Genomic DNA, 23514 nt, shown 5'->3' on the forward strand with positions numbered 1-23514 from the left:
TTCGGGGCTTACTTCTCGCCCTGCTGCTCCTTTGCCAGTCGCGCGGCGGCGCGGCGGCGCTTGCGCAGGTGCTCGAGGCGCTCCTCGAGCAGGACGTCAAGCTCCTCGATGCTGCGGCGCTCCCGCAGCATGTCCCAGTGGGTGCGCGGTGGCTTGGCCGGCTTGGACTCCACGCCCTCACCCTCAATCAGGGTGCCGAGCTGGCCGTTCTTGCACATCCACTCCTCGGGGATCTCCGCATCATCAGCGAAGGGGACCTCAAAAACCTCCCCGTCGGGGGTACGGTACTTTGCCATCTGGCGCGGGGCCAGGTCGTGGTCCCTGTCGGTTTCGTAGCTCACTGCACCCATGCGGCTTCCACGGAGCACACGATCAGCCATGCTGTATCAATCCCTTCATTGCGAGTCACTGCAAGCCATTGCAAGCATTCCCAGTCGATACAGTATAACGGTCAACCTGCCCGCATTGTTCCCGCGGATGGGGTTTGGCGCGGCGCGTGTATTAGGCTTGCCGTGTGGCTAGCGAAGGAAAGCAGGCGCCCACGTGCGCCTGGTGCGGAGGGCAGATGCCCGAGCAGCAGGGTAGGGGCCGCCGGAGGAAGTTCTGCAGCGCCTCGTGCAAGCAGCGCGCGTACGAGCAGCGGCACTCGCTCTCCGGCACCCAGATCCCGGCGGACGCGGTCATTCTCTCGCCGAAAAAGGTTGCTGACCTGCGCGATCAGCTATATCAGCTGCGGTGCGCGGCGGAGGACGTCCAGACCGCGGCAAGCGAGGGCGCAACCCCGGAGGAATTACGTCACTTATGTGACGAAATGGTGAATCTGTCCCACAGCATCGAGAGGTTAAGGTAACAGGTATGCACAACGGCACTGAAGCTGGCAAAAGTTTCGACGAGGCCGCACTGAAGCGCAGGCGGACGCTGCTCATCGTCGCCGGGTCGATCATCGTGGTCATTCTGCTTGCGGTCGCGTTCGTCCCGCTCGCGCTCGGGGGGCTGTTTGGAAACGGCGTGAAGACCGAAGGCATTGATGAGTCGCGCCTCAAGGCCGCCGATACGCCTCTCGACGGCCACTGGGAAGTCTCGTCGCGCCCGGGCCCAAACGGCTCGTCGGCGGGCTTTACGTTCTTTGAGATCCTCCCGGGCCAAGAGAAGGTCACCTCGGGCTCGACGGAGGGCGTGAGCGGCTCGGCGGACATTGAGGCCGGCACGCTCACTGCGGGCGAGATCACCGTCGACATGACCAACCTGACGAGCGATAGCGACGTCCGCGATTCCAACGTCCGCCGCAAGATCCTACACACGGACCAGTTCCCGGAGGCGACGTTCCGCGTCACGGAGCCGGCGGACGTATCCCAGGTGCCGGATGACGGCTCCGTGGCCAAGGTGGAGCTCACCGGCGAGATGACCATCCACGGCGAGACAAACACGGTGACGCACGAGTTCGACGTCGCGCGCTCCGGCTCGTCGCTGATCGTCGCGGGCGATGTCCCGATCAACCGGGCGGATTACGGCGTCGAGTCGCCGGAGTTCGTGGCGGCCAAGATTGACGAGCAGGGTGAGGTCAACATCCGCCTCAACATGCACCAGTAGCCGTCCTATATTACGTCACTTGACGTAATATATATGCGTATTTGTCCGATAATGTACATTATGTCAACTAACGCGCGGGCCCACGCTTCTCGACGCCACCACGCCCCTCCATCTACCGCCGCCCCCGCCGGTTCCGCGCCGTGAGCGTCAGTTGCGTGAGATCAATCATCCGCAGCTCCGCGAGCGCCTGGCGCAGCGCGAGCTGCCACACCCACAGCCGCCGATACACCGGATCGAACCCGTCCGCAGCTGCGTCGCGCAGGTGCGAATCGAAGGTCGCACGCTGCAACCCCAGCGACGTCGCCAGGTGCTGTGGCGCGTGCGTCTCCGCGATGATGCGCAGCCCGGTCTTGCGGTCCACGATCCGCGCCAACGTCTCCGTGGATACGTAGCTCAGGCCCGGCCACACGTACGCCCTCAACGACGCCAACGCCGCCCGCGCCGCCTTATTCATCTCCGGCCCTGCCACGATCGTCTGGATCGCCACCTTGCCACCCGGCGCAACCGCAGACCCGAGCTGCGTGAGAAACTCGGCTTTGTCGTCGTCGCTCAGCGTCTCGAGGTGCTCGAGCGACACCGCCGCGTCGTACCCGCGCCCGAGCCGCTTGACCCTGACCTGACCCGGTACGCCCGCGAACGTGAGCTGCTCGCGCAGCGCGTCCGCGGACTCCGGCGAATTGGTCACGCACTCGACCTTGTCCCCGGCCGCCAGCGTGACCGCGGGTCCGGACGCCGGATACTCCAGCACGCGGGACCGGTCGCGCACACCAGCCGCCTGCAGGAGCATTGCTACGGATCGCGCCTGCGCGTCCGCCAAATCCGAGCGGGTCGTCCCCTCGTCCTGGGGCGCGGCGATCTCGGTCACGTCCACGAAGTGTCGCGCAGGCTCGTTGCCATGGCCCGCGCCACGCGCGTACGACTTCACGCGCACCCGCTCCCGCGTCGGCACGCCGGTGGCGAAGTGGCCCTGGAACGGGCTCACGCCGTCGCCCGCGTAGTGCTGAATCAGGCTGGGCGGCACTTCCCCGCTCTCGTGCGACCTCGCCGGCGCGACGCGCAGCGTAGACGGCACGTAGCCGGACTGGACGAGCTTGCGCAGCACCTGCACGAGCCGCTCAGAGTCCGGCGTGCGCCACTCCCCGGCCAAGTACCCCTCGGCCAGCCCGACCCACCCGTTGGCGGCGACGCGCTGGAACACCTCGGCGTAATCCACCACGACGTCCGGGGCAGCCCCGTCGACGCGGATGCCGGCGTTGGCGCACGCCGCCGCAAAGCGCGCCTCTGCCCGGCCCGCCCGCCACCTATCGAGTCGCCCTCCGGGGACTGCGGCCACGCTTGGCCACGCGGTGGCGTCGATAATTGCCAAATGCTCGGGGACGCTGGACGCGTTCATGTCGTGTGAGGAGGTCACTCGGCTGATGGTAGCGGGTGCGCGCCGTATCCCGGCGATGCCACGTCGGCACCCGCCTGTGGAGCTTCAGGGAATTCGGCGTAGTATGTGCAGGGGAAATTTCCAGACTTGTCTTTAAATTAGGCACAAGGAGTCTTACCTATGACAGAAGCGCCGTACCGTCCCGCAGGCAACCGCCACCACGTCGTCATTATTGGCGCTGGTTTCGGTGGTCTGTTCGCCGCCCGCGAGCTCGCGGATGCGGACGTGGACATCACGCTGATCAACCGCACGAACTACCACCTCTTCGCCCCGCTGCTCTACCAGGTGGCAACCGGCCTGCTTTCCAGCGGTGAGATTGCCACCTCGGTCCGCCAGATCCTCGCGGGCCAGGACAACGTGAGCGTCGTACGTGGCGACGTCACCGACGTCAACGTTGAGGGCCAGACCGTTACCGCCAACGAGGGCGCGTTTACCCGCACCTACGCGTACGACTCCCTCGTCGTCGCCGCGGGCGCCGGCCAGTCCTACTTTGGCAACGACCAGTTCGCCGAGTTCGCTCCCGGCCTGAAGACCGTGGACAACGCCCTCGAAATCCGTGCCCGCCTCGTCTCCGCCTTCGAGCGCGCAGAGCTCGCCGAGACCGAGGAAGAGCGCAACGAGCTGCTCACCTTCGTCATCGTCGGCGCAGGCCCGACCGGCGTCGAGCTGGCTGGCCAGGTAGCCGAGATGGCCCACCGCTCCTTCAAGGGCCAGTTCAAGAACTTCGTTCCGTCGCAAGCAAAGATCGTGCTTATCGACGGCATGCCGCAGGTCCTCCCGCCATTTGGGAAGCGCCTGGGCAAGAAGGCGCAGCGTGAGCTGGAGCGCAAGGGCGTCACCGTCGTCCTCAACGCCCTGGTTTCCAACGTGGATGCCGGCAGCGTCACCTACAAGGACACCAATTCCGGCGAGGAGACGACGCTGCGCGCGGCGACCAAGATCTGGTCCGCAGGCGTGCAGGCGTCCCCGCTGGGCAAGCAGATCGCCGAGCAGGTCGGCGTCGAGGCAGAGCGCAACGGCAAGGTTCCGGTCAACGCGGACCTCACCGTGGGCGACAAGGACAACCTGTTCATCATCGGCGACATGATGAACCGCAACCGTCTCCCCGGCGTTGCTCAGGTGGCGATCCAGTCCGGCGAGTACGTCGGTCGGATAATCAAGGAGCAGGTCGAGCACGACGTTGCGCCGTCCGCCCGCGACGAGTTCGAGTACTTTGACAAGGGCTCTATGGCGATCGTCTCCCGCTACAACGCCGTGGTGAAGATGGGCAAGGTCGAGGTCGCAGGCTTCCTCGGCTGGATGATGTGGCTGGCAGTTCACGTCTCCTTCCTCGTCGGCGTGCGCAACCGCCTGGTGTCCATGTACACCTGGACCAACAACGCGCTCACCCCGAACCGCTACAATCTGGCCACCACGCTGCAGCAGCAGCACGGCCGCAACGCGCTGGACAAGCTGCGCGCCAACGTTGACGGCGCTGAGGACACCTTTGAAGAGGTTCGCGATACCAACGGCGAAAACTAAGCACTCCCCCCGTCGGGTGCAGTAGCGTACCCCCGCCTACACCCGCGATTCGAGGCCCGGTCCACACGACCGGGCCTTTTGCTGTGTCGGCGGGGGTAAGTCACCCCCGGTGGCCAAGGTCACACGGTTGAAAGTAACGGGTTCGCAATGGTCTCACCTTATAATTGGGACACAACGATGGTAGCGCTTCAAATCATCGGCCGGAACGACTTCCGGTGGCAGATGTTGAACGGGAACCTGGGAAAGTGCTAGCGCGTCCCCATCGTGGAAAACCCTCGAGACTAGAAGGATCGTTTTTCAAAGTGACTGCTACAACTGCTGCATCGCAGAACACCGCATGGGACGGCTTTGCCGAAGGCCCGTGGACCGACGAGATCAATGTTCGCGATTTCGTCCAGCGCAACTACACCCCCTTCGACGGCGATGCATCGTTCCTCGCCGGCCCGACGGAAAAGACCCTCCGCGTTTGGGACACGCTGGACAAGAAGTACCTCTCCGTCGAGCGCGAGCGTCGCGTCTTCGACGTTGACACCGAGACCCCGGCAGACATCGACGCCTTCCCCGCCGGCTACATCTCTGAAGACGACAACGTGATCGTCGGCCTGCAGACCGACGTCCCGACCAAGCGCGCGATGATGCCGAACGGTGGCTGGCGCATGGTCGAGCAGGCCATCAAGGAGGCCGGCAAAGAGGTCAACCCGGACGTGAAGAAGATCTTCACCTCCTACCGCAAGACCCACAACGACGCTGTCTTTGACATCTACACCCCGCGCATCCGCGCAGCTCGCTCCTCCCACATCGTCACCGGTCTGCCCGACGCATACGGCCGCGGCCGCATCATCGGTGACTACCGCCGCGTCGCTCTCTACGGCGTGGACAAGCTCATCGAGGACAAGCTCGCCGCCAAGGACGCTTCCCTGGACAAGGGCTTCTCCGAGCACTGGGCACGCTACCGCGAGGAGCACGCTGAGCAGATCAAGGCGCTGAAGAAGCTGAAGATGATGGCAGCCGATTACGGCTTCGACATCTCCGGCCCGGCGACCAACGCTCACGAGGCCGTGCAGTGGACCTACTTCGGCTACCTCGCCTCCGTGAAGAGCCAGGACGGTGCCGCAATGTCCATCGGCCGCCTCTCCCCCTTCTTCGACATCTACTTCGAGCGCGACCTGGCCAACGGCACGCTGACCGAGGAAGACGCACAGGAGATTATTGACGCCCTGGTGCTCAAGCTCCGCATCGTCCGCTTCCTGCGCACCGAGGACTACGACCAGATCTTCTCCGGCGACCCGTACTGGGCAACCTGGTCCGACGCTGGCTTCTCCTCCGACGGCCGCCACCAGGTCACCAAGACCTCGTTCCGCCTCCTGCAGACTCTGCGCAACCTGGGCCCGGCACCGGAGCCGAACATCACCATCTTCTGGGACCCGGCGCTTCCGGAGGGCTACAAGGAGTTCTGCTCCGCCATCTCCATCGAGACCTCCTCCATCCAGTACGAGTCTGACAAGCAGATTCGTGACCAGTGGGGCGACGACGCCGCCATCGCATGCTGCGTCTCCCCGATGCCGGTGGGCAAGCAGATGCAGTTCTTCGGCGCCCGCGTCAACGCGGCGAAGTCCCTCCTGTACGCCATCAACGGCGGCCGCGACGAGGTCACCGGCAAGCAGGTCACCGAGGGCCACACCCCGATCACCGGCGACGGCCCGCTGGACTTCGACGAGGTCTGGCAGAAGTACGAGGAGATGCTGGATTGGGTTGTCGGCACCTACGTCGAGGCCCTGAACATCATCCACTACTGCCACGACAAGTACGCGTACGAGGCCGTCGAGATGGCGCTGCACGACTCCGACATCGTTCGCACCATGGGCTGCGGCATCGCCGGCCTGTCCATCGTCGCCGACTCGCTGTCCGCCATCAAGTACGCGAAGGTCACGCCGATTCGCGACGAATCCGGCCTGGTCGTCGACTACAAGACCGAGGGCGAGTTCCCGTTCTACGGCAACGACGACGACCGCGCTGACGACATCGCTGCCACCGTGGTCCACACCGTGATGCAGAAGATCAAAGAGATCCCGATGTACCGCGACGCGATCCCGACCCAGTCCGTCCTGACCATCACTTCCAACGTGGTCTACGGCAAGGCCACCGGTTCGTTCCCGTCCGGGCACAAGGCCGGCACCCCGTTCGCACCGGGCGCAAACCCGGAGAACGGCGCCGACAACCACGGCATGGTCGCCTCCATGCTGTCCGTGGGTAAGCTCGACTACAACGACGCGCTGGACGGCATCTCGCTGACCAACACGATCACCCCGTCCGGCCTCGGTCGCAACAAGGACGAGCAGGTCAAGAACCTGGTCGGCGTCCTCGACGCGGGCTTCATCATGGACAACGCGGACGCAGAGATCCACCCGGCATAACCCGGGCCCGCCCGGTCGGCCCACCCGCCGGCCGGTTGCGGACAACTCAATACTCCACTAATCACCACTTCCCCGAAAAGGAGCACACCACAATGTCTATCCACACCTTCGAAGACCGTATGGCTTCCATGAAGTCCTCCCGCGAGGCCAACAACATGAACTCCGGTCTGTACCACGCCAACATCAACGTGCTGGACCAGAACACCCTCGAGGACGCAATGGAGCACCCGGAGAACTACCCGAACCTCACGGTTCGCGTCTCCGGCTACGCGGTGAACTTTGTCAAGCTCACCAAGGAGCAGCAGCGCGACGTGATCTCGCGCACCTTCCACCGCGGCGCATAACCAGCGGCATAACCAGGACGTAGCGCCCCACTGACTCGCCCTTCGGGGTGGGCGGTGGGGCGCGTCGATAAGCACACAGCACAGGAGGCCAGCCATGGCGCAAGATGGCACAACCGGCGTAGTCACACTCGAACCCCAGCAGGGCGAACGCATCAGAGGCGTCGCCGCGGGCCTTGGCGGCACCGCCGATGCCGACATGGAAATCACCCGACCCGAGCTGCTCGAGGCGCGCCGCACCGGCGGCATCGGGCTCGTCCACTCGTGGGAGCTCGTCACCGCCGTCGACGGCCCCGGCACCCGCATGACCATCTTCCTGTCCGGCTGCCCCCTGCGCTGCCTGTACTGCCACAACCCTGACACGATGGAGATGAAGGAAGGCACCCTCGAATCCGTCGAGTCTGTGGCGAACCGCGTGAAGCGCTACAAGCGCATCTTCGACGCCACCGGAGGCGGCCTCACCCTCTCCGGCGGCGAGCCGCTGTTCCAGATCGCGTTCACGCGCCGCCTGCTGAAGATGGTGCACTCCGCGGGCATCCACACCACGATCGACACCTCCGGCTACCTGGGCGCGCGTCTGCGCGACGAGGACCTGGATAACATCGACCTGTTCCTCCTCGACGTGAAGTCCGGCGACGAAGAGACGTACCAGCGCGTGACCAAGCGCCAGCTGCAGCCCACCATCGACTTCGGCGACCGCCTCAGTGAGAAGGGCAAGCGCGTCTGGATCCGCTTCGTCGTCGTGCCCGGCTACACGGACTCCGAGGAGAACGTGAACAACGTCGCCGACATCGTCGCCCGCTGGACCAACAACGTCGAGCGCGTCGAGGTCCTCCCCTTCCACAACATGGGCGCCGACAAGTGGAAGAAGATCGGTATGCCGTACGAGCTCGACGACGTCACTCCGCCGTCGCCCGAGCACGTCGAGCACATCCGCGACATCTTCCGCTCGCGCGGCCTCGAGGTTCACTAGCGCCCCGGGCTCGTCGCTTATCGACGCCACGTCTTCCCCTCCGTCGCGAGTTCGCGCTCGCGCGGAGGGCGTAGTATTTTTTAAGGGCTTCGCTTCGGCCAAGCCACGATCTGCCCGTTGCAACCGGCCCGGCCGGTTCGTCACACGAAGGGAGGCTGCTATGCCGCCTCGGATTCCACTTCCCCGTCAACGGCCGAAGAAGAACTTCGCACCAGTTGCTCAACACGTCCCGGTGCCGATAGAACGCTCGATTGATTTCTGCCGCATCTTCGTCGACGGCAAGCGCCAGCCCGGCAACGCGCGTGTGGCGCAGGCGCTCGAGCGCGTCAACCAGCATGACAACGCCTTCGTGTGGCTGTCGCTCAAGGAGCCCACGACGACGCAGATGGAGCGCATCGCGGAGCTCTTCGACCTGCACGACCTCATCGTCGACGACGTCATCGACGCCCACCAGCGCCCTAAAGTGGAGCGCTACGACGACCAGCTCTTCCTGGTCATCCGCACCGTCTACTACCGCGACGACGAAGAGGTCTCCGACGCCCGCGAGATCATTTCCACCGGCGAGGTGCAGATCGTGGTCGGCCCCAACTTCGCCATCACGATCCGCCACAACGCGCCCCTCCCCGACCTGACCGGCCAGCTGGAGGAGGACGAGGAGCTTGCCATCCTCGGCCCCGCGGCCGTGGCGTGGAAGGTCTCCGACTACGCGGTGGACAACCACCTGCGCGTCGCCCAGGCGCTGAGCATCGACGTCGACGACCTGGAAAACGAGGTGTTCACTCCGCGGCGCGACATCAACATCGACAAGATCTACATGTACAAGCGTGAGGTTTTGGAGATGCGGCACGCTATTGACCCGCTCGCGCCGGCGCTGAAAAACAGCCTGGTCAGCCACAAGGACTTGCTCCGCAAAACGCTGCGCTCGTACTTCCGCGACGTCGTCGACAACGCGACCATCGCCAGCGACCACCTCTTCGGCTTCGACGAGCGCCTCTCGTCGCTTCTCGACGCCTCCGTGGCCAAAGTCAGCATGCAGCAAAACAGCGACATGCGCACCATCTCCGCCGTCGTCGGTATGGCCGCCGCCCCGACCATGATCGCCGGCATCTACGGCATGAACTTTGAGAACATGCCCGAGCTGAGCTGGGCGTACGGCTATCCGGTCGTGCTCATCGTCATGTTTGCGTCGATGGCCATCATGTACTGGTGGTTTAGGCGAAATAACTGGCTGTAGGTGTTACGTGGCGTCGACAAGCATGAGCTTAAGGTTCGTCACCGCAACCAGCTTGTCGCCGTTTCGCTGCTCCACGCGCCACAGGTGCGTGCGCTTGCCGGTGTGCACCGGGCGCGCGACCGCTTCGATCCGCCCGCCGGAAACGCCGCCCAGCAGGTCGGTGTAGTTACTCATCCCTAGCGCCGGGCGGCCCGCCGCCGCGATCGCCGCCATCGAGCCGATCGTTTCGCCTATCGACGCATACACGCCCCCATTCACCACACCCGTGAGCTGCAAGTGCTGCGGCCCCACTTCGACGTAGCCCTCGGTGCGCTCCGCCGAACACGCGGTGATGACGATCCCGATGTGCGGGCCGAACCCGATGTCGTGCGCGTTGAGGTCGCGCAGCTCGTCCGCGCTCAGCGGCTCGACCAGCGGCTCTCTGGCAAAGCGGCTGCGGTAATCGTGCGTCTCCATGTGCACACTCTACCGCCCGCCCGAACGCGGCGCGTAGAATCGAGCGCATGACTGATGCATCCCCCGCTACCGGACTCGCCCAGATCGGCGTCGTTGGCATGGCCGTCATGGGCTCCAACCTCGCCCGCAACTTCGCCTCCAAGGGCCACACGGTGGCCATCTATAACCGCTCGCCGGAAAAGACGCGCGCCGTCATGGCTGAGCACGGCGCCGAAGGGAATTTCGTCCCCTCGGAGACCATCGAAGATTTCGTGGCTTCCCTCGAGCGCCCGCGCAAGGCCATCATCATGGTCCAGGCTGGCGCCGCGACCGATGCGGTGATCGACCAGCTCGCATCCGCGATGGACGACGGCGACATCATCATCGACGGCGGCAACTCTCTGTTCACCGACACGATCCGCCGCGAGAAGGAGGTCGCCGCGCGCGGCCGCCACTTCGTCGGCGCCGGCATCTCCGGTGGCGAAGAGGGAGCGCTGCGCGGCCCGTCGATTATGCCCGGCGGCCCGAAGGAATCCTGGGAGACGCTCGGTCCCCTGCTCGAGGACATTTCCGCGAAGGTCGACGGCACCCCGTGCGTCACCCACATCGGCCCCGACGGCGCCGGCCACTTTGTCAAGATGGTCCACAACGGCATCGAGTACGCCGACATGCAGGTGATCGGCGAGGCCTACCATCTCCTGCGCTACGGCGCCGGCCTCACGCCCGCCGAGCTCGCGGACATCTTCAGCACCTGGAACGAGGGCGACCTGGACTCCTACCTCATCGAGATCACCGCCGAGGTGCTGCGTCAGACCGACGCGAAGACGGGCAAGCCGTTCATCGACGTCATCCTGGACGCCGCCGGCCAAAAGGGCACCGGCCGCTGGACCGTCAAGGAGGCGCTCGACCTCGGTGTGCCGGTCACGGGGATCGGCGAGGCGGTGTTTGCGCGCGCGTTGTCGTCGGCAATCGCCCAGCGCGAGGCTGCCCAGCGCATCGGGCTGCCCGCGGGCGAGGTGACCACGCTCGATGACCTCGGCGTGGACAAGGACGCCTTCGTCGAGGACGTGCGCCGCGCGCTCTACGCCTCCAAGCTCGTCGCGTACGCGCAGGGTTTCGACGAGATCAACGCCGGTTCGCAGGAGTACGGCTGGGATCTCGAGCCGGGCGCGCTCGCGCGCATCTGGCGCGGCGGCTGCATCATCCGCGCGAAGTTCCTCAACCGCATCACCGAGGCCTACGAGAACGACCCCAAGCTGCCCTCCCTGCTGCTCGACCCGTACTTCAAGCAGGAGCTCGAGGGCGGGCTTATCGACGCCTGGCGCCGCGTCGTCATCACCGCCACCCAACTCGGTCTGCCGGTCCCGGTCTTCGCGTCGTCGCTGTCGTACTACGACTCGCTGCGCTCGAACCGCCTCCCGGCAGCGCTGATCCAGGGCCAGCGCGACTTCTTCGGCGCGCACACCTACAAGCGCGTCGACATGGACGGCACCTACCACACCACGTGGTCGGGAAGCCGCGAAGAGATCGACGCGTAAGCAAAACCTACTTATCGGGCGGGCCGGTCGCCGCTGTGGTGGCCAACCGTTTTGCGCGCACCCACGGATCGCCGTGGTTTCTGCCCCGGGGCGTGACGTAGCCTCCGGGGCTTTTCCATACGATCTGCCCGTCGACGCGCTCCATCCGGCCGCGGTGCGGGCGGCCGTTTTGCCGATTGTGGTACGTGCACAACCAGCAGAGATTGTCAATCGTCGTCGTCCCGCCTTTCGACCACTCGTGGATGTGGTGCGCCTCCGAGAAGTCCGCGGGCTGGTTGCAGTCTTTCCACGCGCAGGTGGGCGCATCCGCGCTCATGAGGAGGCGCATCTCGCGGGACGCGTGGCGCAGCGTGGTGCCGTAGAGGTTGATCGGCCCGTCGGTTGGCGAGATCAACGCGATGTACCCAGACTCCCGCAGCTTCCGGTTGATCAGCTCCGCGCCGGTGAGCCATTCGCCGTTGGTGAGCTGCACCTCGATCTCTTCGGTGCGCTCGGGGTGCTTGCGCCACTGCGCAAAGTCGCCGATGTCCATGTTGAGCACCGTGGTCAACGCCGCCGCGGGGGCCGCGGTCGCGCCTCCGCCCTTCGCCCAGCCCGCCGGGTCGCCCTTCGCCGCCTCAAACAGCGGCAGCACGTCGCTGGTGCGCGCGGTGAGGTGCATGGTGGACCAGCCCTGGTCGTGGAACGTGACGCTCGCCTTCGGCTCCCGCGGCCGCGCCGGCTGCAGTTCCTTCTTCAACGCCCTGGCCCGCCGTGTGATCGCGCGGAGGTCGCCGCGCGTTTCGCACAACGTGGTGCGGTATTTCCACCGGTCCGCGTCTGTCTCCAAGCTTCTCGACGACCGCGCAATAAACGCCAGCGTCTCCAACCGGTGCTGATTTTCGCGCGCCGCCGCGACGCACGCGTCCTGCGCCCGGCGGTTGCGCACCTGCCCGAAGTAGACCTCGGCCGCGCCCATCAGTTGTTCAGCGCGATCGCGCTCCATCCCGCGGTCGACCAGCGCGTCGACGCTCGACTCCGCCGCATCGGCGATGATGGCAATGCCGTTGCGGTCGTGGTGGATGAGGGCGTCGATAAGCGTCATGCCCCAGAGCATAGCCGCACCACAACGCGCTGACCAGCGTAAACGGCAAAGTGTGAGAAGTCTTCCAAAACCTGCCGCGGAGGGAACCGCAGGCCCGCCGCGTGCGTCTAATAGGGTTTGGGGTTTTCGCGCGCTAAAGTGGTCGCAATGACATCGTCGACACCGTCTCCCACAACTTTCGCCGAACTCGGCCTGCCACAACCCGTGGTCACAGTGCTCACACGCCAGGGCATCGAGCACCCGTTCCCCATCCAGGAGGCGGCGATCCCGGACGCGCTCGCCGGCCGCGATGTCCTCGGCCGCGGCCCCACCGGATCAGGCAAAACATTCACGTTCGGCCTGCCCATCCTCGCCCGCCTCGCTGGCGCTCCCAGCCGCCCGGGCCACCCGCGCGGCCTCGTGCTCGCGCCCACCCGAGAGCTCGCCGCGCAGATCCGCGAAAGGCTTGACGACGCCGCCGCAGCCCTCGGCCTCCGCATCCTCGAAGTCGTGGGCGGCGTCAACGTGAACAAGCACATCCGCGCGCTTGCCGCCCCCGTCGACCTGCTCGTGGCCACGCCGGGGCGCGCGCAGGACCTCATCGACCAGAAGAAGCTCTCCCTCGACGCGGTGGAAATCACAGCGCTCGACGAGGCCGACCAGATGGCCGACATGGGCTTCCTCCCCCAGGTACGCAAGCTGCTCGACCGCACGCCCGAGAACGGGCAGCGGCTGCTGTTCTCGGCGACGCTTGACGGGGACGTCGAGAAGCTCGTGGCCCGCTACATGCACGACCCGGTGACGCACTCGACCGCGCCTGTCGAGGCGGCGGTGGACACGATGGAGCACGTCCGGCTGCTCGTCGGCGGCCGCGAGGAGCGCAACGAGATCGTCCTCCAGATCGCCGCTCGCGACGGCAAAACGATCATGTTCATGCGCACGAAGCACGGCGTGGACCGCCAGGTGAAGAAGCTGCGCCGCGTCGGCATCAACGCGCAGGGCCTGCACGGCGACAAGGGCCAGGGCGCGCGCACGCGGGCGATCGAGGGCTTCGGCGACGGTTCCACGCCCGTGCTCGTGGCCACAGACATCGCGGCGCGCGGCATCGACATCAACGACGTCTCGCTCGTCGTCCACGTCGACCCGCCCGCCGAGCACAAGGCGTACCTGCACCGCGCCGGGCGCACCGCCCGCGCGGGCACGTCCGGCACCGTCGTCACGCTCGTCATGGACGACCAGCGCCAGGAAGTGGAAAAGTTGCTCAAGAAGGCGGGTGTCGACGCGCGCGAGGTCCGCGTCACCCCGATGTCTGAAGCGTTAGTTAAGATCACGGGTGCACGCAAGCCGGAGGGCGCTCCCCTGCCGCCGCCGGGACAACCTGCGCGTGGGCGTCGACAAGCGAAGCCCTCCGGCCGCAACAAGCGGCGCGGGAATCGAACACGAAGGAGTCACGGGCGCTAACGCGCAACCATAATGGACATACTCATATCCATCCTCTCCCTTGCGGGTTTCATACTGCTCACCGCCTCAACGGGCCTGTTCGTGGCGATCGAGTTCGCTATGACCGGGCTGGAGCGCTCGGCGGTCGACGCGCACGTGAGGGAAAAGGGCGACAAGCGCGCCAAAGCCGTCGCGCGCGACCACGCCAACCTCTCGTTCGCGCTCTCGGGCGCGCAGCTCGGCATCACGCTTACCACCCTCGCATCCGGCTTCCTCGCGGAGCCGGTGCTGGGCAAGTACTTCGCCCCGCTGCTTGAGCTGGTGGGCTTGGACAAGGACGCGTCCAGCGTCGTGGCGATGGTGCTCGCGCTAATCGTCGCGACGCTGCTATCCATGGTGTTCGGCGAGCTTGTGCCCAAGAACATCGCGATCACCAACCCGCTGGGCACCGCCCGGTTCGTGGTCCCGCCGGTCAACGCGTTCAACAGCTTTTTCCGCGGCTTCATCAATTTCCTGAACAGGTCGGCGAACTTCGTCGTGCGCAAGCTCGGTATGGAGCCGGCCGATGAGCTTGCGTCGGCGCGCTCCGGCCAGGAGCTGACCGCGATGGTGCGCAGCTCCGCAGAGGCGGGCGGCCTGGACGCCGAGACCGCTGCGGTGATCGACCGCTCGCTGCAGTTCGGCGACACCACCGCCGAGGAGGTCATGACGCCGCGCTCCACCATCGACGCGCTCGATGCCGACGACACCGTCGCCGACCTCATCGCCTTGGCGCGCCAGTCCGGCCACTCGCGCTTCCCGGTGCGCCGCGGCGACCTGGATGACACCGTCGGCGTGGTGCACATCAAAGACGCGTTCTCGGTGGACAAGGCCGACCGCGCCACCACGAAGCTGGCTTCTCTCGCCCGCGAGGTGCCGTTCGTGCCGGGCACGCTCGATGGCGACTCGGTGCTCAACCGGGTCCGCCAGGCCGGGTCGCAGGTCGTCCTCGTCGCCGACGAGTTCGGAGGCACGCAGGGCTTGGTCACCATCGAGGACGTCGTGGAGGAGATTCTCGGCGAGGTCTACGACGAGTACGACGACAAGGAGCAGGAGCGCGACTTCCAGCGCATCGGCACCTCGTGGGAGGCTTCCGGGCTTGTGAGGCTTGACGACGTCACCGCCACCACCGGCTACACCGCACCGGAAGGCCCGTACGAAACCCTCGGCGGCCTGATCATGTCCGTGCTGGGGCGGATCCCCAAGCTGGGCGACAAGGTCGTGCTGCCCAACGCCGCGGAGAACTTCCAGGAGGGGTTCGAATCCGGCGGCGCCGGAACGTGGGTCGGGCGCGTGTCCGCCATGGATGACCGCCGCGTGGACCGGGTACTGCTCAGCCCCGTCTCCCCCGCGCAGGCTGAGGAAGTTGCTGGAGGTGAGCGTCGATGAGCATTTGGGTCGCAATTCTGCTGATCATTTTCCTCCTCGCGGCCAACGCGTTCTTTGTCGGCGCCGAGTTTGCGCTGGTGTCGTCGCGCCGCGACCGCCTTGAAAACTTACTCGCCCAGGGAAGGAAGGACGCAAAGGGCGTGCTCGACGCCACCGAGCACCTGTCGATCTACCTGGCGGGCGCGCAGTTCGGCATCACGATCGCCTCGCTGGTGTTGGGTAAGGTCGCCGAGCCGGCGATCGCGCACTACATCGAGGTGCCGTTCCTGGCGCTCAACCTGCCCGAGAACCTGCTGCACCCGGTGAGCTTCGCCATCGCGCTGGTGATCATCTCCTACCTGCACATCCTGCTTGGAGAGATGGTGCCAAAAAACATCGCAATCGCCGGCCCCGAAACCACGGCGATGTGGCTCACCGGCCCGATGACGGTGTGGATCAAGCTCACGCGCCCGGTCATTGAGCTGCTCAACTGGATCGCCCGCAAGACGCTTGCGGCATTCGGCATCGTGCAGCGCGACGAGCTGGACTCCACGGTCGACCAGGAGCAGCTCGCCAACATGATCCAGGAGTCGCGCGAGGAGGGCCTGCTCGACGCCGAGGAGACCGCCCGCCTGGCCAAGGCCCTGCGTTCCGAGACCCGCAACCTGAAGGAAGTGATGATCCGCCTGCCGGATCTGAAGACCATCACGTTGCAGCCGTCCGGCATCCGCCTCTCCGCCGTGGAGGAAGCGGTGCGCGATACGGGGTACTCCCGTTTCCCCGTCCAGACGGAGCCGGGCGTGCTGGTCGGCTACATCCACGTCAAGGACATCTTGGACCTCATGGAGTCCGACGACGCCGATCCCTTGGTGCCCAAGAAGCGCATCCGCCCCCTCTCCATCGTCGACGGTGCGCAGACGCTTGACGACGCCCTCACCTCCCTCCACCGGCGCTCCGCCCACATGGCACAGGTCCGGGACAACGGCGAGCTGGTCGGCGTGCTGGCGCTCGAGGACCTCATCGAGGAGTACGTGGGCACCGTCGCAGACTGGACGCATGAGGACGAGTAGCCCGGAGGTGCTCCAGCCGCGCGAGTACGAAGCGCTCATCGCGGCGCACGAGGCCCGCGCGGACCGGTGGATCACCCCGCACCTGGAGCGCCGCACGCACGGCGTCGCGCACCCGGTGTGGGACTTCCTCTTCGAGTACTACCCGCTCCGCCCCGCCCACCTGCGCCGTTGGCACCCGGGTGTGGGGCGCACGCTTGCCGACGCCACCGCCCTCCCCCACGCGACCTGGCGCGATTACCGCGTCAACGCTGATGGCACGGTTGGCGTGGACGTCGAGGCGTTTCTTGCCCACCGCGGGAGGGACGCGGAGGCGGTTGGGCGGGTGCTCGGGGGCGTCGAGAAGCGGCCCGCGCACTTTGATTGCTTCGGCCTGCACGAATGGGCAATGGTCTACCGAACGGACACCCCGCGCCACGCGTTGCCGCTGCGACTGGGGCGCGCCGGGACCGATGCTGTGGTTGAGGCGCATCAGCTCAAGTGCACGCACTTTGACGCGTACCGATTTTTCACGCCGCCGGCGCGCCCGCTGAACCTGACCGTGCTCACGCGCGAGGGGCAGGCGGCGAACGACCAGGCAGGCTGCGTGCACGTGGCGATGGACCTGTACAAGTGGGCGACCAAGCTCGGCCCGCTCGTCCCCGGCGAGCTGCTGCTGGACACGTTCGCGCTTGCGCGCGAGGCGCGGAGGCTGGACATGGAGGCCTCGCCGTACGACTGCCGCGAGCTCGGTTTTGGAGTCGTGCCGATCGAGACCGCTGAAGGCAAGGCGGAGTACGTCCGCCGGCAGCGGAAATTGGCGGAAGACGCCGCGCCGCTGCGCCATCGGCTTGTCGCGCTCTTAGAACGCGTGCGGCACGGATAAGATTGCGACAAGGCGCTACCTGCGCGCTGCGCATCCAAGCAGACTCGGCTGACAAGGCGGTATACATGGCACGGCATTCCAACGGTAAGAACAACTACAGGCTGTCCGGCGAGGCGCTGATTGCGCTGCTCGTGGTCCTGCTGCTCATCGCCGGGCTGCTGTGGTTCATCTTCGGTCGCGGTACCGACGCCGACGAGGCGCAGGGCGGCGGCGAGTGCGTCGCCGGCGACGTCACGCTCCCGGTCGCGGCGTCGGACCACGCGGTCGCCGAGCAGCTGATGAAGACTTACCAGGAGAGCGCGCCCGTGGTCCGTGACCACTGCGTCAAGCCGCAGCTGGTGGACAACGTTGCGGATGCGGCGGTCTACCTCGCGCCGAACACGCCGGTCACGCAGCAGCAACTGGCGAACGTGAAGCGCACCGCTGCCGTGTCGGAGCCGGCGATCGTGGCCAACCAGCCGGTCGGCCTGTCCGGAAAGGCCGAGGCGAAGCTTGACCAGGTCGGATTGGACAAGGTGCGCTTCGCAGCGTGCGACGAGCCGTCGGCGTCAGCCGTCGTCGCCGGGACGCTGGCGAAGGGCGACGACCAGGCGGCGGTGAAGGCGCTGACTGATCAGCGCGTCGACTCGCTCGACGGCTTCGACGGTGCTGACGACACTTTCCTCGCGACGTCCGAGGACGCCGTCCCCGAGGGCCTCACGTTCACCCCGATCGATGCCGCCGTGTCCTACGCGGCGATCCCGCTCAACGCGGCCGGCGACGTGACCGAGGACCAGTCGCGGGCGGGCCAGGACTTGGCGCGCTTCTCGGCCGACAAGTTCGATGGGCAGGACCCGCAGCAGCCCGTGATCGCGGAGATGGTCTGGGCGGCGGCGCTCCCCGAGGGTGGGGCCGCGCTTACCGACGGCACCGCAAACGACGGCGCCGACGCCGCCGGCAGCGACGCGAAGGCGAGCGCGAAGGACGACGCCCCGGAGTCCGATTCCGCGGCCAGCCCGGTGGAGAACACGCTGTTCCTGCTTGACACGTCGGATGGCATGGCACCGTACATCGAGCCGGCGAAGGACGCGGTCGGCGCAGCAGCAGGTGCGGTCGGCGAGCGGGGCAAGATGGTCGGCCTGTGGAACTACTCCTCGCCGCTCAACCCGGGCGTAACCCGCGGGTACCGCGACAACGTCGCTTTGACGGGCAACGCGGGCGACGTCGACCAGGCGGTGCACCGCTTCCTCACCGGCGGCGTTCCGCAGACCCGCGAGGCGGTCCTCGCCGCGGCGGGCGCCGCTGCGCAGTGGGGCGAGCCAGTGCGGATCGTCGTGGTGACCACCGGCACCGCTGACGCCGGAAACGACGAGGAGTTTGCCGACACGGTCAGGCCGTTCACCGACCAGGGCGTCGACGTCACGGTGGTGCACGTCGGCGGCGAGCCGCAGGACCAGGGGCTGCGCAATGTCGCGTCGTCCGACCAGCACGTCGATGGTGCCGAGGGGCTTACCGACGCCGTGAAGTCGGCCGCCGGCGTGAAGTAGGCGCGGGGGACGCCCTCGGGCGTGAAAAAATCGCGCCCCGGTCAGTGCGGGGCGCGATGGTGGGAGTGGAGCAGTACCGGCTAGGAGGACTTGCGGCGACGGCGCGCGGCGAGCTCGTCAATCCCGGTGACCTCTGCGACCGGGGCGTCGTCCTCGGTAATCACGCGCTCCGACGGGAACGCGGAGATGGTGCCCGAAAGCTCCTTCATAATCTGCGGCACGGCGATGCCGAACACGCCCTGGCCGCCGCCGAGAAGGTCGATGATCTCCTCGTTGCTGCGGCATTCGTAGACCGTTGCGCCGTCCGAGACCAGGGTGATCTCCGCGATGTCGTTCACACCGCGGTCGCGCAGCTTCTCCACCGCGAGGCGGATGTTCTGCAGCGAGATGCCAGTGTCAAGCAGGCGCTTCACAATCTTCAGCACCAGCACGTCCTTGAACGAGTAAAGGCGCTGGGAGCCGGAGCCTTTTGCGCCGCGGATCGACGGGCGGACGAGCTCGGTGCGCGCCCAGTAGTCGAGCTGGCGGTACGTAATGCCGGCAACCTGGCAGGCGATGGGCACGCGGTACCCCACCTCATCCGACGGTCCGATGTCAAAGAGCGACTCCTGGATGGGGGCGTCGCCGGTAGTGCCGTGTCCGTTGTGTGTAGTCACGTAATTACTCCCATGAAGTTTGGCGTAGTGCCTATGTGCTTTATTAAATGCCAAGCATAGGCTTTCGGTCAACCTTTGCACGCGCAACACGCCGAACTCTAACCCTCAACTTCACGTTGAGACTCCCCTCACCTCACCAACCACATGCGCCCCACCAGCCGCAGCAGTCGCGTGGCGTGCGGATTCCGCGTCCGCACGCGGGCCGAGCCACGCCCCTCCCCCGAAATTGGGTAGCGCACAGGAACGCCCCCGCGGCGCACCTGGATTGGAGGCGGGCGGGGGCGGTGGCGTCGTGAAGCGCTAGTGGCCCAGTCGGTGACGGAGCTGATTCTTCACCAGCGACGCGTGCAGCGAGACGACGAGCGCGGACATCTGCTGGCCGGTCTCCTCGGCCTGCTGCTGCGCGGTGTCCTTGCCGGACTTCGCAATCGGCTCCGCGACGCGGGCGATGAGGTCCACCTGGCGCGCGGCGGCGGTGCGCAGCGTCTTCAGGTGGCGGATGTCCACGCCGAACTCGCCAAGGGAGAGCGCGGTCGTGACCACCTGGACGTCGTCGGCTGTGTAGTAGCCGGCCGCGTCCGGGCTAATCAGCCCGGCTTTGGTCAGCTCGGCGACGGTTGCCGCGTCGGTCTCGGCCTGCGCGGCCACGTCGGTATCGGTGAGCTTGGTGGATGCGGGCGCCCGGAAGTTCTCCGGCGACACCATCGGCGCGCCGCTTTCCGCGTCGGGCGCCATCAGGGCGGCGACCTCGCCCGAATCCATCGCCTCGAGCTGCTCGCGGATCACCTTCAGCGGCAGGTAGTTGTCGCGCTGGGTGACCAGGATGTAGCGGAGGCGCTCCACGTCCGCGTCGGTGAAGCGGCGGTAGCCGGACGCGGTGCGCTGCGGGGTGATGAGCCCCTCGGACTCCAGGTAGCGAATCTTGGAGACGGTCACGTCCGGGAACTCCTCGCGGAGGCGTTCAAGGACCACGCCGATCGACATGGTTTTCGCCTGCTGGGTCGTGCCCGTCGGCTTCAGCGGGGAAGTTTTGCGGAGTGCGCTCACTGGTGGTGGATCTTTCGTTGCGTAAAGAGCGCCCCGTTGTCAGGGGCGCGGGTACGTGGGGGGCTCTGGTCGGAGCGAGTCTACTTCTCGTCCGCGATAAAGACGAGGCGGAACTTGCCGATCTGGATCTCGTCGCCCGTGGACAGCGTCTGGGAGTTGCGCGGCTCGCGGTTGACGTAGGTGCCGTTGAGCGATCCCACATCGACGACCTCGAAGGAGTCTTCGGTGCGGCGGAACTCTGCGTGGCGGCGGGACACGGTGACGTCGTCGAGGAAGATGTCTGCCTCCGGGTGGCGGCCCGCGGTGGTCGAGTCCTGGTCCAGCAGGAAGCGAGCGCCGGCGTTCGGGCCGCGCTTAACTACCAGCAGTGCCGCGCCCTCGGGGAGGTTTTCCGCGCCGGTGATGCCGTCCTTGGAGGCGGACGCGCCAGACTCCATCTCCTTCAGCAGGTCCGCACGGAACACCGACGTCGTTTCCACCTGGTTCTGCGGGTTACCGGTGTTATCGCTCATCACTTACTCCTGACTATGTGTGAAATCGGCGCACCCCGCGTGCACGGGCCAGCGAGGCGCACCAATGTCGAGGTTTTCAGTTAGCTGCCTGTCATACTACCGGCTCGCGGCTCCCGCGGGGGTGTTTGCCACCACTCCACAGGATTTCCCCACCACTCGCCTACCGGAAAATATTGCCAATGCCGGAGATCACGCTGTTGCCCGACCCGGCCAGCGGGTTATCCGAGACCATGTAAGTCCAGGTGGCGCTGGGCCGCTTCCAGCCGGCGTCGGCGAGGTGGGCGCCGTTGGCGTCGATAGGCACCTGCTCGAACGTGTCGACTGCCTGGTCGACGGCCCGGTTTGCCAGCTCCTTGAACTCGCGCACGGCGATGCGGTGGTACTCGGTGATCGGGGTTTCGCGGGCGATGGCGCGCAGGTGGATGGACTCGCGCACGTCGTCCATGAGTCCGAGGTACTCCGACCACTCGGTGTCGAGGTGGTAGAGCATGATGTCGCGGGCCGCCTGCTCCCGGACCTCCTGCGGCAGGTGCTCCAGCTCCGCGGCGCGCTGCGGGCTACGCTCGGCGAGCTCGCGCCACGCGGTGTCGGTGTCCAGGAGGGCCGCGCGGCGCTGGTCAAGGATGTCGCGGTGGTCGGCGAGCAGCTTGTTGTACTTCCAGGTCTGGGAGTGGATCTCCAGCAGTTGGCCTTCGGTGACGCGCTGGCAGTGCTCGACAAACTGCTGAATGCGGTTGGATTCGATCCGGCCGGTCTCGTCCGGGTGGGCGGTGACCTGTTCGTCCGCGCCGCCTGTGGCCACGACGTCATCCTCCAGCGAGACGAAGAACAGGCTCAGGCCCGGGTCGCCCTGGCGGCCTGCGCGCCCGCGGAGCTGGTTGTCCAGGCGCGCGGAGCGGTGGCGCGCTGTACCGATGACCGCCAGGCCCCCGAGCGCCGCGACCTTGTCGTGATCCGCCTCGTCCGCACCGCCGAGGCGGATGTCGGTGCCGCGGCCAGCCATCTGCGTCGAGACGGTCACGCGGCCGAGGTCGCCCGCCTCTGCGATGATGCGGGCCTCCTCTGCGTCGTTTTTCGCGTTGAGCACGTTCACGGACACGCCGCGGGCCTCCAGCGCCTCGGCGAGCGCCTCGGATTCTGCGACATCGTGGGTGCCCACGAGCACCGGCTGGCGGGTCGAGTTCAGGTGCGCAACCTCGTCGACGATGGCCTTGTTCTTCTCCTCCATCGTGGCGTAGATGCGGTCCGCCTCGTCGAAGCGCTGCAGCTCGTTGGCCCGGTCAATCACAGCGACGTGGAGGTCGTAGAACGAGCGGAGCTGGTCGGTAGCTTCGACCGCGGTGCCGGTCATCCCGCACACGGTTGGGTAGCGACGCATCAGCGCTTGGAGCGTAATGGAGTCCAGGATCCGGCCGCCCTCAGAGACGGTGAGGCCTTCCTTGGCTTCCACGGCCGCCTGCAGGCCGTCCGGCCAGCGCTGCATTTCGGCGACGCGGCCGCGGGAGGCGTCGACAAGCGCGACCTTGCCGTCCTCCACGATGTAGTGGACGTCGCGGATCAGCAGCGCCTTCGCGTGCAGGGCGAGGTTGACGCGCACGAGGGTGTCGCCAATCTGCCCGTCGCCGTAGAGCGAGTCGATGCCCAGCAGGCGTTCCACGTGCTCGGCGCCTTCGTCGGTGAGGAAGACGTTGCGCCCCTCGGCGTCGATCGCGTAGTCCTTGCCCTCGCGCAAGTGGGAGACGGCCTCGGTGATGCGCCCGGTGGTCTGGGTCGCTCCTTCGGAGCCGGCGAGGACGAGGGGGACGAGGGCTTCGTCGACAAGCACGCTGTCCGCCTCGTCGACCAGGGCGACGTCCGCCGGGGCCTGGACGGTCTGAGCGCGCGAGGTGATCTGGTTGTCCCGCAGGTGGTCGAAGCCGATTTCAGTAACGGGCGCGTAGACGATGTCGCTGCGGTAGGCGGCGGTGCGCTCCTCGCGGGAGCTGTTCTCCGTCACGGAGGCGACGCGCAGGCCGAAGAATTCGACGAGCGGGCGCATCCATTCCGCATCGCGGTCCGCCAGGTAATTGTTCACGGTGATGACGTGGACGCGCTTGCCGGTCAGCCCGAACCCCGTGGCCGCCATCGCGCCGACAAGCGTCTTGCCCTCACCGGTGGCCATCTGGATGACGTCGCCCTCGAGCAGGCGCAGGACCGCCTGGTTCTGCACGTCGAACGGCAGCAAGCCGAGCGTGCGCTTGGAGGCGACCGACAGGATGGCAAGGAAGCGCTGCTTGTCCTTGATCGCGCCGCCGGAGACGGTGTCTCGGATGGCGGCGGCCAGCGCGGCGTCGTCAAGCTGCTCAATGCTCGGGATCAGCTCGTGGGCGCCGGCAACGATGCCCTTGGATTTCTTGTTGTTGCGCTCAGATGTTGAGCCCATGGCCTTCCAGAACCAGTCGAATGCTCCCATG

21 protein-coding genes are annotated in these 23514 nt (G+C 66.5%); 13 read left to right on the forward strand and 8 right to left on the reverse strand.

The window, feature by feature from the left end; all coding sequences use genetic code 11:
• Nucleotides 1-8: 8 nt before the first annotated feature.
• Complete coding sequence (locus EAW56_RS03365) at nt 9-380, reverse strand: RNA polymerase-binding protein RbpA (RefSeq protein WP_095276641.1); 372 nt, start codon at nt 378-380, stop codon at nt 9-11.
• Nucleotides 381-514: 134 nt separating this feature from the next.
• On the opposite strand from EAW56_RS03365, the gene EAW56_RS03370 reads away from it, so the two are divergent.
• Both EAW56_RS03370 and EAW56_RS03375 read left to right on the forward strand, forming a co-directional pair.
• The gene (locus tag EAW56_RS03370) at nt 515-850 is read left to right on the forward strand and encodes a hypothetical protein (protein ID WP_165765468.1); all 336 of its coding nucleotides are present in this window, start codon (nt 515-517) and stop codon (nt 848-850) included.
• 5 nt (nt 851-855) lie between these two features.
• Complete coding sequence (locus EAW56_RS03375) at nt 856-1590, forward strand: YceI family protein (RefSeq protein WP_095548205.1); 735 nt, start codon at nt 856-858, stop codon at nt 1588-1590.
• Between the two features lie 112 nt (nt 1591-1702).
• Here EAW56_RS03375 and EAW56_RS03380 read toward each other — a convergent pair whose 3' ends face one another.
• The gene (locus tag EAW56_RS03380; RefSeq protein ID WP_244213338.1) at nt 1703-3001 is read right to left on the reverse strand and encodes an SAM-dependent methyltransferase; all 1299 of its coding nucleotides are present in this window, start codon (nt 2999-3001) and stop codon (nt 1703-1705) included.
• Between the two features lie 141 nt (nt 3002-3142).
• On the opposite strand from EAW56_RS03380, the gene EAW56_RS03385 reads away from it, so the two are divergent.
• The 5 genes from EAW56_RS03385 to EAW56_RS03405 all read left to right on the forward strand — a co-directional run bounded on the left by EAW56_RS03385 (nt 3143) and on the right by EAW56_RS03405 (nt 9505).
• On the forward strand, nt 3143-4543 hold the full coding sequence (locus EAW56_RS03385; RefSeq protein WP_095536131.1) for an NAD(P)/FAD-dependent oxidoreductase: 1401 nt from the start codon (nt 3143-3145) through the stop codon (nt 4541-4543).
• Nucleotides 4544-4845: 302 nt separating this feature from the next.
• Nucleotides 4846-6957, forward strand: a complete 2112-nt coding sequence (gene pflB, locus EAW56_RS03390; protein WP_095536130.1) for a formate C-acetyltransferase — start codon at nt 4846-4848, stop codon at nt 6955-6957.
• 92 nt (nt 6958-7049) lie between these two features.
• The gene (gene grcA2, locus EAW56_RS03395; RefSeq protein WP_095276659.1) at nt 7050-7301 is read left to right on the forward strand and encodes an autonomous glycyl radical cofactor GrcA2; all 252 of its coding nucleotides are present in this window, start codon (nt 7050-7052) and stop codon (nt 7299-7301) included.
• A gap of 94 nt (nt 7302-7395) precedes the next feature.
• Nucleotides 7396-8271, forward strand: coding sequence for a pyruvate formate-lyase-activating protein (pflA, locus tag EAW56_RS03400; protein WP_095536129.1), 876 nt, complete (start codon nt 7396-7398; stop codon nt 8269-8271).
• 160 nt (nt 8272-8431) lie between these two features.
• The gene (locus EAW56_RS03405; protein ID WP_095276664.1) at nt 8432-9505 is read left to right on the forward strand and encodes a magnesium and cobalt transport protein CorA; all 1074 of its coding nucleotides are present in this window, start codon (nt 8432-8434) and stop codon (nt 9503-9505) included.
• Between the two features lie 3 nt (nt 9506-9508).
• Here the strand turns inward: EAW56_RS03405 and EAW56_RS03410 are convergent, their stop codons facing one another.
• The gene (locus EAW56_RS03410) at nt 9509-9961 is read right to left on the reverse strand and encodes a PaaI family thioesterase (RefSeq protein ID WP_122085050.1); all 453 of its coding nucleotides are present in this window, start codon (nt 9959-9961) and stop codon (nt 9509-9511) included.
• 47 nt (nt 9962-10008) lie between these two features.
• On the opposite strand from EAW56_RS03410, the gene gndA reads away from it, so the two are divergent.
• Nucleotides 10009-11478, forward strand: coding sequence for an NADP-dependent phosphogluconate dehydrogenase (gene gndA, locus EAW56_RS03415; protein ID WP_122085053.1), 1470 nt, complete (start codon nt 10009-10011; stop codon nt 11476-11478).
• Between the two features lie 7 nt (nt 11479-11485).
• On the opposite strand, the gene EAW56_RS03420 is transcribed toward gndA, so the two are convergent.
• Nucleotides 11486-12562 carry an HNH endonuclease signature motif containing protein gene (locus tag EAW56_RS03420; protein WP_167457382.1) on the reverse strand — a complete coding sequence of 359 codons (1077 nt, stop codon included), beginning with the start codon at nt 12560-12562 and terminating at the stop codon, nt 11486-11488.
• Between the two features lie 147 nt (nt 12563-12709).
• Between EAW56_RS03420 and EAW56_RS03425 the strand changes: the two genes are divergently transcribed.
• The 5 genes from EAW56_RS03425 to EAW56_RS03445 all read left to right on the forward strand — a co-directional run bounded on the left by EAW56_RS03425 (nt 12710) and on the right by EAW56_RS03445 (nt 18846).
• Entirely contained in the window at nt 12710-14002 is a 1293-nt protein-coding gene (locus EAW56_RS03425; RefSeq protein WP_122085058.1) for a DEAD/DEAH box helicase, read from the forward strand.
• Between the two features lie 12 nt (nt 14003-14014).
• Entirely contained in the window at nt 14015-15409 is a 1395-nt protein-coding gene (locus EAW56_RS03430; RefSeq protein ID WP_122085061.1) for a hemolysin family protein, read from the forward strand.
• Nucleotides 15406-16458 (forward strand): hemolysin family protein, encoded by a 1053-nt coding sequence (locus EAW56_RS03435; RefSeq protein ID WP_122085064.1) that lies wholly within the window; start codon nt 15406-15408, stop codon nt 16456-16458. The genes EAW56_RS03430 and EAW56_RS03435 overlap by 4 nt, the downstream gene beginning before the upstream one ends.
• On the forward strand, nt 16445-17320 hold the full coding sequence (locus EAW56_RS03440) for a 3-methyladenine DNA glycosylase (RefSeq protein ID WP_122085066.1): 876 nt from the start codon (nt 16445-16447) through the stop codon (nt 17318-17320). Before EAW56_RS03435 ends, EAW56_RS03440 begins: the two co-directional genes overlap by 14 nt.
• A 65-nt stretch (nt 17321-17385) precedes the next feature.
• Entirely contained in the window at nt 17386-18846 is a 1461-nt protein-coding gene (locus EAW56_RS03445; RefSeq protein ID WP_122085068.1) for a vWA domain-containing protein, read from the forward strand.
• 80 nt (nt 18847-18926) lie between these two features.
• On the opposite strand, the gene EAW56_RS03450 is transcribed toward EAW56_RS03445, so the two are convergent.
• The 4 genes from EAW56_RS03450 to secA2 form a co-directional block, all read right to left on the reverse strand.
• Nucleotides 18927-19502, reverse strand: a complete 576-nt coding sequence (locus EAW56_RS03450) for a MerR family transcriptional regulator (RefSeq protein ID WP_095536121.1) — start codon at nt 19500-19502, stop codon at nt 18927-18929.
• Nucleotides 19503-19802: 300 nt separating this feature from the next.
• Entirely contained in the window at nt 19803-20549 is a 747-nt protein-coding gene (ftsR, locus tag EAW56_RS03455; RefSeq protein ID WP_338063588.1) for a transcriptional regulator FtsR, read from the reverse strand.
• Nucleotides 20550-20629: 80 nt separating this feature from the next.
• On the reverse strand, nt 20630-21061 hold the full coding sequence (gene odhI, locus EAW56_RS03460; RefSeq protein ID WP_095276690.1) for an oxoglutarate dehydrogenase inhibitor Odhl: 432 nt from the start codon (nt 21059-21061) through the stop codon (nt 20630-20632).
• 160 nt (nt 21062-21221) lie between these two features.
• The gene (gene secA2 / locus EAW56_RS03465; protein WP_122085071.1) at nt 21222-23513 is read right to left on the reverse strand and encodes an accessory Sec system translocase SecA2; all 2292 of its coding nucleotides are present in this window, start codon (nt 23511-23513) and stop codon (nt 21222-21224) included.
• Between the last annotated feature and the right edge of the window lies 1 nt (nt 23514).

This window comes from Corynebacterium gottingense, assembly GCF_003693265.1.
GTDB lineage: Bacteria > Actinomycetota > Actinomycetes > Mycobacteriales > Mycobacteriaceae > Corynebacterium > Corynebacterium gottingense.

Coding starts and splice junctions, on each gene's coding strand:
- EAW56_RS03365 (WP_095276641.1), bottom strand. CDS start 380: ATGGCTGATCGTGTGCTCCGTGGAAGCCGCATGGGTGCAGTGAGCTAC.
- EAW56_RS03375 (WP_095548205.1), top strand. CDS start 856: ATGCACAACGGCACTGAAGCTGGCAAAAGTTTCGACGAGGCCGCACTG.
- EAW56_RS03385 (WP_095536131.1), top strand. CDS start 3,143: ATGACAGAAGCGCCGTACCGTCCCGCAGGCAACCGCCACCACGTCGTC.
- grcA2 (WP_095276659.1), top strand. CDS start 7,050: ATGTCTATCCACACCTTCGAAGACCGTATGGCTTCCATGAAGTCCTCC.
- pflA (WP_095536129.1), top strand. CDS start 7,396: ATGGCGCAAGATGGCACAACCGGCGTAGTCACACTCGAACCCCAGCAG.
- EAW56_RS03405 (WP_095276664.1), top strand. CDS start 8,432: ATGCCGCCTCGGATTCCACTTCCCCGTCAACGGCCGAAGAAGAACTTC.
- EAW56_RS03410 (WP_122085050.1), bottom strand. CDS start 9,961: ATGGAGACGCACGATTACCGCAGCCGCTTTGCCAGAGAGCCGCTGGTC.
- gndA (WP_122085053.1), top strand. CDS start 10,009: ATGACTGATGCATCCCCCGCTACCGGACTCGCCCAGATCGGCGTCGTT.
- EAW56_RS03420 (WP_167457382.1), bottom strand. CDS start 12,562: ATGACGCTTATCGACGCCCTCATCCACCACGACCGCAACGGCATTGCC.
- EAW56_RS03425 (WP_122085058.1), top strand. CDS start 12,710: ATGACATCGTCGACACCGTCTCCCACAACTTTCGCCGAACTCGGCCTG.
- EAW56_RS03430 (WP_122085061.1), top strand. CDS start 14,015: ATGGACATACTCATATCCATCCTCTCCCTTGCGGGTTTCATACTGCTC.
- EAW56_RS03435 (WP_122085064.1), top strand. CDS start 15,406: ATGAGCATTTGGGTCGCAATTCTGCTGATCATTTTCCTCCTCGCGGCC.
- EAW56_RS03440 (WP_122085066.1), top strand. CDS start 16,445: ATGAGGACGAGTAGCCCGGAGGTGCTCCAGCCGCGCGAGTACGAAGCG.
- EAW56_RS03445 (WP_122085068.1), top strand. CDS start 17,386: ATGGCACGGCATTCCAACGGTAAGAACAACTACAGGCTGTCCGGCGAG.
- odhI (WP_095276690.1), bottom strand. CDS start 21,061: ATGAGCGATAACACCGGTAACCCGCAGAACCAGGTGGAAACGACGTCG.
- secA2 (WP_122085071.1), bottom strand. CDS start 23,513: ATGGGAGCATTCGACTGGTTCTGGAAGGCCATGGGCTCAACATCTGAG.